The sequence below is a fragment of the Alcaligenes pakistanensis genome, assembly GCF_014652815.1.
Lineage (GTDB): Bacteria > Pseudomonadota > Gammaproteobacteria > Burkholderiales > Burkholderiaceae_B > Alcaligenes > Alcaligenes pakistanensis.
In genome coordinates, this window is record NZ_BMZN01000003.1 from 134,221 (window position 1) to 147,560 (window position 13,340).

Annotated in this window: 9 protein-coding genes; 6 read left to right on the plus strand and 3 right to left on the minus strand. The window is 57.6% G+C overall.

Annotation, left to right across the window (positions count from 1 at the left end; all coding sequences use genetic code 11):
* The first annotated feature begins 50 nt into the window (after positions 1-50).
* Positions 51-578 (plus strand): DUF2478 domain-containing protein, encoded by a 528-nt coding sequence (locus tag IE156_RS09925; protein ID WP_189392384.1) that lies wholly within the window; start codon positions 51-53, stop codon positions 576-578.
* 152 nt (positions 579-730) lie between these two features.
* On the opposite strand, the gene IE156_RS09930 is transcribed toward IE156_RS09925, so the two are convergent.
* The 3 genes from IE156_RS09930 to IE156_RS09940 form a co-directional block, all read right to left on the minus strand.
* Positions 731-4,057 (minus strand): autotransporter outer membrane beta-barrel domain-containing protein, encoded by a 3,327-nt coding sequence (locus IE156_RS09930; RefSeq protein ID WP_189392385.1) that lies wholly within the window; start codon positions 4,055-4,057, stop codon positions 731-733.
* Between the two features lie 193 nt (positions 4,058-4,250).
* Positions 4,251-5,273: a zinc-binding alcohol dehydrogenase family protein gene (locus IE156_RS09935; protein ID WP_189392386.1), complete on the minus strand. Its 1,023-nt coding sequence runs from the start codon at positions 5,271-5,273 to the stop codon at positions 4,251-4,253.
* A 41-nt stretch (positions 5,274-5,314) separates the two neighbouring features.
* A complete protein-coding gene (locus tag IE156_RS09940) occupies positions 5,315-6,415 on the minus strand; it encodes an alkene reductase (RefSeq protein WP_189392387.1) in 1,101 nt (366 codons plus the stop codon).
* A 187-nt stretch (positions 6,416-6,602) separates the two neighbouring features.
* Between IE156_RS09940 and IE156_RS09945 the strand changes: the two genes are divergently transcribed.
* The 5 genes from IE156_RS09945 to IE156_RS09965 all read left to right on the plus strand — a co-directional run bounded on the left by IE156_RS09945 (position 6,603) and on the right by IE156_RS09965 (position 13,316).
* The gene (locus IE156_RS09945) at positions 6,603-7,550 is read left to right on the plus strand and encodes a LysR family transcriptional regulator (protein ID WP_189392388.1); all 948 of its coding nucleotides are present in this window, start codon (positions 6,603-6,605) and stop codon (positions 7,548-7,550) included.
* An 81-nt stretch (positions 7,551-7,631) separates the two neighbouring features.
* Positions 7,632-9,893 (plus strand): alkaline phosphatase family protein, encoded by a 2,262-nt coding sequence (locus tag IE156_RS09950; protein ID WP_189392389.1) that lies wholly within the window; start codon positions 7,632-7,634, stop codon positions 9,891-9,893.
* A gap of 11 nt (positions 9,894-9,904) precedes the next feature.
* Positions 9,905-10,147 carry a hypothetical protein gene (locus tag IE156_RS09955; RefSeq protein WP_189392390.1) on the plus strand — a complete coding sequence of 81 codons (243 nt, stop codon included), beginning with the start codon at positions 9,905-9,907 and terminating at the stop codon, positions 10,145-10,147.
* Between the two features lie 72 nt (positions 10,148-10,219).
* Entirely contained in the window at positions 10,220-12,367 is a 2,148-nt protein-coding gene (locus tag IE156_RS09960; protein ID WP_189392391.1) for a phosphocholine-specific phospholipase C, read from the plus strand.
* 58 nt (positions 12,368-12,425) lie between these two features.
* A complete protein-coding gene (locus IE156_RS09965) occupies positions 12,426-13,316 on the plus strand; it encodes a LysR substrate-binding domain-containing protein (RefSeq protein ID WP_189392392.1) in 891 nt (296 codons plus the stop codon).
* Positions 13,317-13,340: the final 24 nt, after the last annotated feature.

Consider the following 13,340-nt stretch of genomic DNA (forward strand, 5'->3'; position numbering starts at 1 on the left):
CAAAGGGTCTTTCATCGACAAACAGAACAACAGCCCGGAGCGCTTTCCCGATGGACACCACTTCTTCGCCCATTGCCCTTGCGGCCATTGTGCATGCAGGCAAAGGCAGCGCCGACGCCTTGCTGCTGGAATTCGTGCAGGAATTGCGTGCAAAAAACTACCGCGTCTGTGGTCTGGTGCAAGGCCCGGAAATCCAGAAGGAAGACCATAGCCTGCGCACCGTGCAGGATCTGGACAAGGGCACGCTCTATCCCATCACCCAAAACCTGGGTTCAGAGTCCACCGCCTGTTGCCTGGATATTGGTGCCTTGATGGAGGCCAGCGAAGTGCTGCGGCAGGCACTGGAAAGCCCCGCCGATCTGGTGATCGTGAATCGCTTTGGAATTATGGAAGCGGACGGCCAGGGCTTTAATAACGAAATCATGGCCTTGATCGACCAAGGCTACCCGGTGCTGACCGTTGTGGCCCACACGTACCTGCCAGCATGGCGTGAATTTACCGGCGGGCTGGCCGTTGAGCTGGCACCCGAACGCCAAGCCTTGTGGGACTGGTTCGAGAGCAGCCGTCAGGCAGCCTGACTCGGCCACCGGCCCTTATTTCTTAAGCTCACGGACTGAACAATCAAGCCAGATCCGCCCATCTCCTATAGCGTTGCCGCAAACAATACGCCATGAACGATGGGCAGCAGGCATACAGTCTTAATGTCTGCAGAATACGCTGGGACTGCACGTTAAAACGCCCAGTTCAGCGACACATTACCCGAGATATCTGCCCGGCTGTTACCCAGCAAACGGGTGCCCGCCGACACCCCAAGGCGCAAACGCTCGGAGCTTTGCAGCGTCAAGCCCGCCCGTAAAGCCAACGCATGGCTGTCGATACGAGCATAGCGGCCATCAAAACCTGTCTGCGGCGACGCCTCAAACTGTGCGTACTGCGTCTGCTTGCGTCCCAACAAGGCCTGTTCCCACGAGGCGGAAACTTCAGCCTGCAAGCGACGGCCCTGCTTCAACTCCCAAGCCTGGGTAAGGGCCAAGCCCAGCGACGCTTGCAAGGAATGGGCGCGGGTCGAATCCAACTGCAAGCGGCTGCCTGCGTCCCCCTCTTCACCTAAACCGGGACGGCTGTAACGCAAATAATCCAAGGCCAGAACCGGGCCTATGCTGCCTGCCTCGCCCAAGGGCCAGTTATAGGCCGTCTGAACACCCGCTGCGAAGGTATGGCCGGTCCAATCAGACTTGGGGTTGGCCTGATAATCAGAAAACGCAATGCGTCGGTTCAATTTGCCCTGCTCCAAGCCCATGCGGACTTGCGCCAGACCTTTCCAACCTTCACGAGCATCAGCGCGGTACAAAGCATGCACACCGGCTCCCAGTCCGGTCAGCGTGCTTTTGGCCTGATAAGGGGCATCTATATTCAAGCTTTGCTCATTGGCAGTCGCATGGGCACCCAAGCTCCAGTCGCTACCTGCAGCGCGGTGTTCAGCACCGAACACAACACCGTAAGTCTGGCTGCGATGGTCTACATCATTACTGCTTAACTGCCAGTGATAACGACCACCAAAAGGCTGGATGAAAGTCTGCCAGCCATCCTTGCCCAAACCAGGGCGCTGACGCAGTTGCTCGGACACCAATTGCTCTCGACGCACGCTGGCAGCCAACTGAGCACCATAAGCACCGGCACTTAACTGATTGAGTGCGTCACCAATCTCGCTGCCATCCGCGCTGGAGAAGTCCAAAGCCTGGTAGATAGAGGCCAAGGGGCGCTGACTGTCAGTGGAAGCCTGCTCCAGACTGCGGCCTACGGCACCTGCATTAGGATTGCCCGCGTAGGGCGAGTAAGCCGCCGCCTGGCGGCTCACCGACCAGCCACCATTATTCGCGTGCACGCTCAGGCTGGGTGAACTCAGGCTGGCTGTTAGCAGATCAAAACCACCCTGGGTCTGGGTAGCCTGAAAGACCGTGTTCTGGCTCAAGGACCAGCCATCCGCGTACCAGTCAGGCTGCAATTGCAGCTTCAATTCGCCCGCCAATTGAGCCAGACCTTGAACCTCAATACGATCATGCTGGCGAGTGTCCGCCTCGATCAAAATGCGGCCTTCAGGGGCCTGAACAAAATCCCCCTGAATCGTCATCTGACCAAAGGAGTTGCCCGGACTCAAGGTGCCGTGGTTACTGAATTTACCTTCCGAGTTAATGGCGTAGCGACTATTGCCGCTCAACGTGGCGCCTGCATCCACACGCAGGCCATGCAGTTGGTGCTGACCATTCAGCGAGCTTTCGCCACCCGCAATCACCACGGCCAAGTTGTCTACACCCTGAATATTGCCGTCATAACGCAGACGGAAATCTGGATCAGCCTGTAGCGTGGCTCGCCCTTGCTCATCTGCTTTTTGCCCAAAATTCACATGGGTGACAAACAACTCGCCATTGCTTTGACGAGTGGAATAGTCAGACAGGATATCGCCCTGAATCCGGGCACCTTGCATGATGTTGATATTCTCAACCTGGGCATTTTTGGAAATCTGGATAGCGGCTTTATTGCCCGACAAAAGACCGGCTAAATGGTAGTCCTTGATTAGCGCGCCCTGCAAAGCCAAAGGTAAGCTATCGGCGGGAATCAGGGTACCCCGGTCATTCAAGAGCCAGGAGCCACGATACTCCCCGCCCTCAATACCATCCTCAAAATTGCCCATTACGTTATTGCCGAAGTCGAACAAGGCAGCGACGCCGTCTTCGCCCTCAGCGCGTACTTCACCCCGCTGCACAATTGTATGTTCGCGGCCGTAGCTGAACTGCAGACCCCGGCCATACCAGCCTTGTGCATGAATACGGGTACTTTCGGGGATGATAAGCGTGTTCTCGCTACCATCCACGCGCACACCAACCCCGCCTGGGCCCGCACTTAACACATCAGCCGCCTGCGTCAGGGTATTGCGTTCACCATAAATATGCAGCCCCACGCCTTGAGTCGCCTGGTTGTACTGGCCCGGCAGGTAAGCAGTTCCTTCGCTGTTTCGAGCAAAAAAACCATTTTTGCTCGTCAATGTGAGCCCATCGCCGTAGACAGAATAGCCATAGAAATTGCGCCGGTCGATCTGCAAGCCCATATCCTGCAAGGATGCCAGCTCCGCTTCCATCATATTGGTGTAATTGCGATAAGACTGGTGACTCATCAAGCTGTTACGCAGCTCCGAATGCCCCATGTAATCGGTATCCACCCCAAATGGCTGCTGACCCACATAACCCAAAATCCGCACCGGTATACCAGGCATGGCACCGTCCATCACTTCCTGCACATGCTGGCCCGTGAAATAGCCCTGGTCCTTACGCAGATCAAACGCATCTGGATCGTAAGCGTTATTGCACATAGAACACAGCACCGCCTGCCCTGGTCGGGCGGCATTACCATTATCGTCGCGCAAACCCTGCGCCCAGGAGGTCAGAAACGGCCGTATGTAAGGCGTACCCGACCCTCGTCCCCATTCATCTTCTGCAACACCAATCATCCCCAGCGTATGGCCAATCTCATGGAACATGACCGCCGAGTAATCTGCCTGATCACTCAAGGGAAGCTGACTGGGGCGAAGCGCGGCAGTCTCAAAATTGATAGTCCCCACCACAACCTCGGCAAGAGGGAGTTTGAGCTGGTCGCTGTCCAGCTTGTTGAGCAAGGCCGCTTGGGGAAGAAGCAGGTAAAGCGAGCCTGCTGAGTCCGGGTCAAGCGTCACGGTGGTCCCTGCCCGGGCGTCCGGATTGCCCACTGTGCCAACATTAATAATGGCTGGTACATACCCCGGCTTCAAAGACAGGATCTCGGCCCAGCGACTTAGCGCGCCTCGAATTTTAAGCTGGGCATTGTCGTCCAGATCAAAAACGGACCGTGGCCCATTGAGCGGATCATCCCTTGAGTAAGACTCATCCTGCGTACCGAAAATGCGCAGCTCAAATACCGCTTCCCCTTTCTTGTTGTAGATCGTCTCGGCCTGATACGCTTGGGCGCCGGCTGAAGCCAACAGCAAGACACCAGCACTGAGCAGGGTTTTAAAAGTTGCCGACATGAGTTTGGATTCCGGGTTTGGGGAGTAACAAGACGGCCCTTGTAGTAAACGCCCCAGGGACAGCCTCCAAGCGAGCACAGTAATCCAAAATAGCGCACAGGATACGTTTAATCTATACAACGAAAAACGCGCAGGCGGCATCTGGCAACGCAGTGCTGCCAGCAGCTTGACCCACTCATCCCCAGCGGCCGCTTTATTCGTCCCAGCCTTCCAGCACTAATTTTCCTCGTGTCTTGCCCGACTCGATCAAGGCGTGGGCTTGTTTCAGATTGCTGGCGTTGATGGTGCCAAAGCGCTTGCTCAAGGTAGTACGAATCAAACCGGCATCGATCAGCTCGGCCACCTCGCTTAACAAGCGGTGCTGGGCCAGCATATCGTGCGTCTCGAACAGGGAGCGGGTAAACATGAACTCCCAATGCAAGGAGACAGATTTACGCTTCAACAGACCTATATCCAGGCTGGCGGGGTCATCAATCAAGCCAAATTTGCCCTGCGGTGCAATCGCTTGCACGATCTGTTCAAAGTGCTGATCGGTATGCGTCAGGCTGACCACATAGTCAACCTGCGGGTAGCCCAGGCGCTCTAACTCGGCAGCCAAAGGCTTACTGTGATCGATAACATGATGCGCACCCAGCTCCCGCACCCAGGCTTGGGTTTCCGGACGCGATGCCGTGCCGATTACCGTCAAGGAGGTCAGACGCGACGCCAATTGCGTCAAGATGGAACCCACGCCGCCAGACGCCCCCACGATCAGCAGGCTTTTCCCCGTAGGAGCCTTGCCGAGCGCGATTCCCAATCGATCAAACAGCATTTCCCAGGCGGTAATGGTGGTCAAAGGCAAAGCGGCAGCGGCAGCAAAATCCAGCGACTTGGGAGCCAGAGCCACGATACGCTCATCGACCAGATGCAATTGGCTATTGGTGCCCTGACGCGCGATGGAACCGGCATACCAGACGCGATCACCCGGCTTGAACAAGCTGACCTCGGGCCCGACCGCCTGCACAATGCCGCTGGCGTCCCAGCCCAATATTTTGTACTCCTGGCCGTCCGCTGGTTTAGCTCCTTGTCTGACTTTGGTATCGACTGGATTAACTGACACCGCCTTGATCTGCACGAGCAGATCACGCCCCGTGGCGACCGGATCAGACAACTCAATATCCAGCAGTGAATCGGGCTGCTCAATGGCCTGAGGAACTTTGTATGCAATCGCTTTCATCTTTTTTCCTTGAAAAAATGCTGAACCAGCCTAAATCCGGTTTACGACATGACGGGATAATCGGAATAACCGTGTGCATCACCCCCAAACAGGGTGTGGGGATCAAAAGCGGCCAAGGGGCTCTGCTCCCTTATGCGCGCAGGCAGGTCCGGGTTGGCAATAAAGGGACGGCCAAATGCCACCAGATCAGCCAGCCCCGCGCTCAGAATCTGTTCGGCTCTTGCCGCATCGTATTTCCCCGCCACCATAATCCGGCCAGAAAAGCAGTCACGCAGATCATGACGAAATTGCTCAGGAATCAACGGGGCCTCATCCCAATCGGCTTCCGATAGATGGATATAGGCCAGCCCTGTCTTATCCAGACTGGAGGACAGATGCAAGATCGTCGGGATGATTTCCGGGCAGTTCATGGCGCGTTGGGTAATGAACGGCGCCAGACGAATTCCTGTGCGGTTCGCTCCCACTTCACCCACTACGGCGGCAACTACCTCCTGCGCAAAACGGACACGATTTTCCATGCTGCCACCGTACTCATCAAGGCGATGGTTGGATGTGGTGCGAAGGAATTGGTCAATCAGATAGCCATTTGCCCCATGGATTTCCACCCCGTCAAAACCAGCTTGCATGGCGCGGGCGGCAGCAAGGCGATAGTCCTCGATCACGTCGGCAATATCCTGGGTGCTCAGCTCTCGCGGCACCGGGCAGTCGACCATTCTTCCCACGCCATCCTGCCCCACCACCCAGACCTGGGCCTGAGGCGACAAAGCAGAAGGAGCGACTGTCTGCCCATCTGCATGAAAGCTGGCATGAGACATCCGGCCCACGTGCCACAGTTGCAAAATGATTCGGCCGCCTGCCTGATGCACGGCATCCGTGACCAGACGCCAGCCTTCGACCTGTTCCTGGGTGTAGATCCCTGGGGTATAGCTGTAACCCTGCCCCTGCCGGGAAATCTGGGTGGCTTCAGTAATCAACAAGCCCGCGCTGGCTCGTTGGGCGTAATACCTAGCCATCAAGGCATTCGGAATATCACCGGGCTGATCGCTACGGCTACGTGTCATGGGAGCCATCACGATCCGGTTAGGCAGTCGCAGGCTGCCCAGGCGTAAAGAAGAAAATAAGGTAGGTGCAGCTAAGCCCATGATTCGTATGCCTCATCAACAAGATTAAAAGGGAGATCACAGTATGCTCGCGCGGGCACATCAGAAAAACAGGCGAATGCTTGAAGCTATTTTCAAAAAATAGTTGAAAGTGGCACAATAATTTGCCTGCTTACCCGGTTTTCAGGCGAACTATTCCCACGCTGTACTTAGCTCATCAAGGCTGCCCATGAAAGCGCTGCAAGATCTGGAAATTTTCGTTCGTACTGCTGACAGCAACAGCCTGTCCGCCACAGCACGGGCCCTGGGTATTAGCCCGGCTGTCGCCAGCGCGGCCTTGAAGCGCTTGGAAGCCGAGATTGGTGTCCAACTGTTTCTACGATCTACCCGCCATCTGCGGCTGACCTCCGAAGGCGAGGTTTTTCTGGCGCAGTGTCGGCCCGCCTTGTCCGCCTTGCAGCAAGCCAGCCTGCATTTGGCCAGCGGCAGGCCAGGATCGCGTGGTCAGCTCAAGCTGGCCGCCCCTTCAGATTTGGGGCGCAATGTGCTCTTGCCCTTACTCAACGAATTTCAGGACTTGAATCGGGGCCTTGATATCCGCCTGCATTTGTCCGATCGCATCGCCAATGTGTATAGCGAACCCATTGATGCCGCCTTTCGCTACGGCCAGCCGGCGGACTCCAATCTGGTAGCGCTGCCCATTGCCCCTCAACACCGCCGGATTCTGTGCGCATCTCCTGCGTACCTGGAACTGCGCGGGACTCCTGCCTCCCCTTCCGAATTACAGGAGCATGACTGCCTGTGCTTTATGTTGGGGGGTGAGGTTCATGACCGCTGGAAGTTTGAAGGGGCCAATGAGCCGGCCACAGTGGTGCGGGTGCGAGCCGTCAATGTGTCCAACGATGGGGATGTCGTGCGGCGCTGGGCCCTGCTGGGCAAAGGCATTGCCTATAAGGCCTATTTTGATGTGGTTGATGATCTGGCGAACGGGCGCTTGTTGCCCATTTGCCAGGACTGGATATGCGAAAGCTCCCCCCTTTATTTGCTGGCGGCGGGCCGTCAGCAAATCACCCCCCTCTTGCGCCAGCTGCACCAATTCATTGTCCAGCGCCTGGAGCAATGGGAGCGCCAGCACCATCTGCCGAACCAATACGCAGCAACGACGATGAACGTCTAGGATATCGACCCAAGGCCGTCATGCTGCCTTGCTCTAATTCGATCGATCCTTTCTTAACGTCAGCGACAAGGCAATCGAATCATGAGACACGCACACACGGCCCGCTCCGCCACCCAGCGGCCCGGCTTTCCTTACCCCACTGAACACCTGAATCTGGATGCCGATCTGGCGGGTACAATACACGCCCCCCGCCATGGCCGAAATGGCACCGGTAAAAGCGGCTTGCTAAAGGCCGTAGCAGTCGCCACGTTGTCTGCCGCCCTGGCCGCTTGTGGTGGCTCCGACACCGGCTCAGGCCCAGCCACAGGCACGGACCCGGAAACCCCCACCAACCCGGAAAAACCGGAGACGCCCACCAGCCGCCACGCCCTGATTATTGATCTGGACGGAGCCACTTACAGCGCGGTCCAGCAAGGCATTGCGGCTGGCACTTTGCCCAGTCTGGCCAAACTGAATGTGCAACTGGCCTATAGCGGTGGTGTCGTGGGTACCCCCAGCCAGCAAGCCAATCTGGATATGCCTGGTTGGGCCAGCCTCTTGACCGGCACCTGGGCGCATCGCCACGGCGTAGTATCTACCGCTCCGGATCAGGTATTGCGTCAAAACAGCCTGTTTCACTCCACGCAGCCCGGACAGAATGCCGCAGCAGTCGCCTCTAGCCGTTTGGCCCACTTGCTCAAGGCAGATCACGATGCAGAACGCCTGCACGAACTGGCCGACTGTTCCTCGCAAACTGTCACCCTGTCCTGCGTGTCCACTCAAGCCCTGAAAATGATTGAAGGGGACTACCGCAAAGTGCTGGTGCAGTACCGCTCGGCCAAAGATGCAGCCCTGGATTTTGGTGTGGGATCGCCGGACTACAGCGCCACCCTGAGCAAGCTGGATAAAGAAATCGGCAGCCTGATTGACGCCACTGCCAAGCAGCAAGAGCGCGCATGGCTGATTATCGTGACGGGCAATCACGGCCTGAGCGAACATGGGCAAGACAATGGCTTGCCGCTACTGCCCCAGGCGGCCACTTTTCTGGCTATCAACCAAAGCCTGAACACGGGCGAGCAAGGCATAGGGGCCAGCCTGCCCCAAACCCTGCCAGAGCTATATCAATACAACAGCCTGGTGGATGTTGCGCCCACCGTCATGCGCTATCTGGATACGCTGCCCCAGGCGGCAGATTACAAGCTGGATGGCAGCAGTCTGATAGGCCCGCAAGCCGTATCCAGTCTGAACGCCACGGTTGTAGACAACAACTCGTCCTCGGTCGCGATCAAGCTGGACTGGAAGGGCCCGGCAGATACCGCGATTGATATTTTGCGGGACGGCCAGCTCATTGCCTCTCGCTTACCCGCGGGGACTCAAAGCTATACCGACAATCAGCTGACGACAGACCTCACTGCCAAGGGTACGTACCAGTTCGATTACACCGTGCAAGCCGGTTCGGGCGAACAGGCTGCATGGCGCAATCTGATCAGCCCGCCCGTAGCCTATTTGCCACCGGTTCCCCTGGCCACCACCTTGCGCAACGGCCTGCTCTCTTACTACCCCTTCAGCGCAACCCTGCCACCTGTCGATGCTCAAGGTAATAGCAGCATGGCCCCCGCCTCCGCAGATCTCCCCCCCGCGGCTGGCGTGGTCGTGCCTGGCCCCTTTAGCGGTACGCATGGTCTGCTGGTCGATACCAACCATGTCACCGTGGAAGGGCTGGAAGGCTACCGCATGACGCCGGCCCAAGGCTTTGACATCTCCACCGGCAGCAGCCCGCAGTTCACGATTGGTTTCTGGTATCAGGTACCGCAGTGCATTGACCGCAATAACGTCACGATCTTGTCCAACAAGAACTATGTCAGCGGTGGCAATGCCGGTGTGGCCATTGGCCTGTTCAACAGCTCCACCAAGAACCAGTGCGGCGTGGCCTTCAATATTGGTTCGGGCGGTGTTCGTGCCGATGGCCCCACCAATCCCTACACTCAGATTCCAGTGGGACGCTGGGTCTACATCGCCTTTGCGGTGGATGGCATCGCTAAAAAGATGAATATGCAGATCTTTGATCCGGTCATCGGCCAGACCACCCAGGTTGCCGCAGGCAAATCCACAGGCGCTGTTGACCTGTCCAAGCTCTCTCCCTTCCCGCAGTGGGGTATTGGCGACGATGGCACCGGCACATTCCTGATGAACAAATGCAATGGCTCAGTAACGCCACCCTACACCGCGGGCAAATGCTCGGTAGCCCCCGCTACCCAGCAAATGTTTGGTGATCTGGCCATGTGGAACCGAGTGCTGACCGATGAGGAGCTGCAATCGATTTACTGGTCTAACAAGCCACTGTCCAGCCTATCCACCCAATAAGCGAGCCCACGATGAACTCTTTGAACCTTATTGGGAGCTCGCTGCGTACTGTATTGCTGGCAGGAGCCACCGCCCTGCTGCTGAGCGCCTGCAGTGATTCAAGCAGCAGTGACGATGTCCCCCCATCAAGCGGTAACTCGGGCTCCGGCAGCGAGCAAGTCCCTATTGTGACGCCCCCGGCCACAGGCTCCCTGGGCGAGCAAGGCACGGACAAGCAGCCCACACCCAACTCGCAACTGGACTGCGCCCCTTAAGCGCGTAGCGGCCAGGCGGTGGCTAAAGCCACGCCTGGCCCTGTTCCGACTCTTTATCGACAAGGCTTTTCCATGACTCACATCAATCGTCGTAATTTTCTGCGACTGGCAGCCAGTGCCGCTGCATTGGGCCCGTTTCCCCCTGCGATTCAAAAGGCGCTGGCCATCCCGGCCAACAATGCCACCGGGACCATCAATGACGTGGAGCACGTCATTATCCTGATGCAGGAAAACCGCTCTTTTGATCACTACTACGGCACCCTGCCCGGCGTGCGCGGTTTTAGCGACCGCTTTACCATCCCTATGGCTTCGGGCGAATCAGTCTGGCGTCAGCAAGGCACCAGTGGCACTGTGCAACCCTATTATCTGGACGCCACCAAAGGCAACGCCTTGCGCGTAGGCGGCGCACACGACTGGAACGACCAGCAAGAAGCCTGGGATGGCGGGCGCATGGCCTCCTGGCCCAAAGCCAAATACACCAATGTGGCCATGGGTTATCTGAAAGAATCTGACCTGTCCTTCCATTGGTCTTTGGCCAATGCCTTTACGGTCTGCGATGCCTATCACACCTCCATCAACACCGGCACGTTTACCAATCGCATGTTCTTGTGGAGCGGCAGCAACGGGGCCAACGTGAAGGGTCGCGCATGCGTCACCAACTCCAACTGGGGCGGCCTGGGTCCCTCCGCCGACGGACTGGACTGGACCACCTACCCCGAGCGTTTGCAAGAAGCAGGGGTACGCTGGAAGGTCTATAACCGCCCCGGCAATAACAGCAACAACAACCAGCTGGTGGCTTTCGCCTCCTACCGCAAGGTCAATGAAGAGCTGGCTTCAATGGGTTCACCTTCGGTCACCTATTCGCCACAAATCGAAGCTCTGTCGCCCTTGTACAAAGGCTTTGGCAACACCATGCCCGATGGCGGTTTTCTGCAAGCCATTGCCGATGATATCGAGATGGGGGCCTTGCCCCAGGTCAGCTGGATTGTGGCTCCCGGCCCCTACAGCGAACACCCCAGCATGGGCGTCCCCGGCCAGGGTGCTTGGTATCTGGAACGCTTGCTGAACATCCTGACGGCCAAGCCGGAGATCTGGAGCAAGACCGTTCTGATCGTGAACTACGATGAAAACGACTGCTTCTTTGACCATATGCCCCCACCAGCCCCGCCATGGCGCAACCGCGATGGTTCGCTGGAGGGCAAATCCACGGTTGATGTCTCCCATGAGTACTACACCATGCCCGCTCCCGACGGCGATTCGCGCCAACTAACGCCCGATGGCCGCCCTTTTGGGGCAGGTCCGCGTTTGCCGACCTTGATTATTTCCCCTTGGAGCGTGGGCGGCTGGGTCAACTCCCAACAGTTCGATCACACCTCCGTGCTGCGTTTTCTGGAACAACGCTTTGGCGTGCAAGAGCCCAACATCAGCCCCTGGCGGCGTGCCGTCTTTGGCGATATGCGCTCCTGCTTTGACTTCAAATCCCCCAATGCCAACAAGCCCGCCCTGGTCCCCGCCCCTAGCCGCGATCAGGCCGATGCCACACTGGCCCAGCAAGCTCAGGCGGGCAAGGTGCCCATGCCGCCAGTAGGCTCCGAGGCCATGCCTGAGCAGGCTTTTATGCTGCGCCCTTCACGCGCCCTTCCTTACCAATTGCATACCAGCGCCAATGTCGATTTGGATAAAGACAAAGTCTGGCTGACCTTCAGCAATACCGGCACGCAAGGCACTGTTTTCCATGTGTACGACGAGCTGCACCTGTCCGACTTTCCGCGTCGCTTTACCGTGGAAGCGGACAAGGTGATCTCGGACGCCTGGACGGTGAGTGCTGACCAAAATGGCAAATACAGCCTGTGGGTCTTGGGCCCCAATGGCTACCACCGTCATTTCAAAGGCAATATCAACGAGCTGCGTCAAGGCCCTAAACCCGAAGTGCGCGTGTGCTACGAGCCCAAGGCCAATAGCGTGGCACTGACCATCATGAATATGGGCACCGAGCCAGCTACCGTAACGGTGGTGGCCAATGCCTACCGGGAGGATGGCCCCTGGGTCTATACCGTGGACCCCGGCATGCAAATTGATGCACGCTGGTCGCTGCAGGCCTCGGCCAACTGGTATGACTTCACTGCCACTCTGGGTGATCACTTTGAGCGTCGTTTTGCGGGCCGCCTGGAAACCGGTCTTGATGGCATCAGCGATCCAGCCATGGGTGTCGCACGCTAGTCATATTACTCAGGCAAGATAGGGCCGCCAGTCTCGGAAAAACAGTTAGAGAAACACGATGACGCTCAACCAAATTCGGGCCTTCGTCATGGTGGCCCAGCACGGCGGCTTTTCAGCCGCCGCGCGGGCCTTGAACATGAGCCACACCACGCTCAGTTCACAAATACAGATGATTGAACGCGAATACGGGGCCGAGCTCTTTCATCGCCGAGGCCGACGTGTGGACCTGTCCACCCTGGGGCTGGAAATGCTGCCCATGGCCCGGCGCATGATTTCACTGGAATCGGACATGCGCCACATGCTGGATGGCAGCGGCAAGCTGCACTACGGCACCTTGAAGCTGGGTGCCGTCAGCCCCTACCACGTCACCGAACTGATTGAGTCCTTTCACGCGGTCTACCCGCGCATCAAGCTGTCCGTAAAACTGGGAAACTCCGAGCTGGTGCTGGACGATCTGGACAAATACGTTTGCGACGTAGGCGTGGTGGCCAGTTGTCAGCCCCAGCGCCGCTACTATATGCAGCCCTATGCGCGCTACCCCGTCATTGCCTTTGTGCGCCACGACCATCGCTTTGCCCGGCGCGAAAGCATCGCGCTAGATGAGCTAGCTGGCGAACCCTTGCTGATGCGAGAAGAAGGCTCCACCACCCGCAAAGCGCTGGAAGATGCCTTGCATGAACATAAGATCAAAGTGGATGTGGCCATGGAGATCGGCAGCCGGGAAGCCCTGCGCGAATCCGTAGCACGAGGGCTAGGCGTAGGCACGGTATCTGAATCCGAATATGTTCCTGATCCCCGTTTACGTGTGGTCCGAATCCAGAACGAGCCGGTCTGGACGCAAATCCATGTCTGTTGTCTGCATGAGCGCCGTGAGTCGCGCCTGGTGGCCGCTTTCTTTGAGGCTATCGCCCATCACCAAAGCGCCTTGACCAGCAGCGACACGACATAAAAAAGGCGGGGCTTAACGCCCCGC

Excerpts from the sequence above, each read along its gene's own strand:
- IE156_RS09925 (WP_189392384.1), top strand. The coding sequence starts at position 51 with ATGGACACCACTTCTTCGCCCATTGCCCTTGCGGCCATTGTGCATGCA.
- IE156_RS09930 (WP_189392385.1), bottom strand. The coding sequence starts at position 4,057 with ATGTCGGCAACTTTTAAAACCCTGCTCAGTGCTGGTGTCTTGCTGTTG.
- IE156_RS09935 (WP_189392386.1), bottom strand. The coding sequence starts at position 5,273 with ATGAAAGCGATTGCATACAAAGTTCCTCAGGCCATTGAGCAGCCCGAT.
- IE156_RS09940 (WP_189392387.1), bottom strand. The coding sequence starts at position 6,415 with ATGGGCTTAGCTGCACCTACCTTATTTTCTTCTTTACGCCTGGGCAGC.
- IE156_RS09945 (WP_189392388.1), top strand. The coding sequence starts at position 6,603 with ATGAAAGCGCTGCAAGATCTGGAAATTTTCGTTCGTACTGCTGACAGC.
- IE156_RS09950 (WP_189392389.1), top strand. The coding sequence starts at position 7,632 with ATGAGACACGCACACACGGCCCGCTCCGCCACCCAGCGGCCCGGCTTT.
- IE156_RS09955 (WP_189392390.1), top strand. The coding sequence starts at position 9,905 with ATGAACTCTTTGAACCTTATTGGGAGCTCGCTGCGTACTGTATTGCTG.
- IE156_RS09960 (WP_189392391.1), top strand. The coding sequence starts at position 10,220 with ATGACTCACATCAATCGTCGTAATTTTCTGCGACTGGCAGCCAGTGCC.
- IE156_RS09965 (WP_189392392.1), top strand. The coding sequence starts at position 12,426 with ATGACGCTCAACCAAATTCGGGCCTTCGTCATGGTGGCCCAGCACGGC.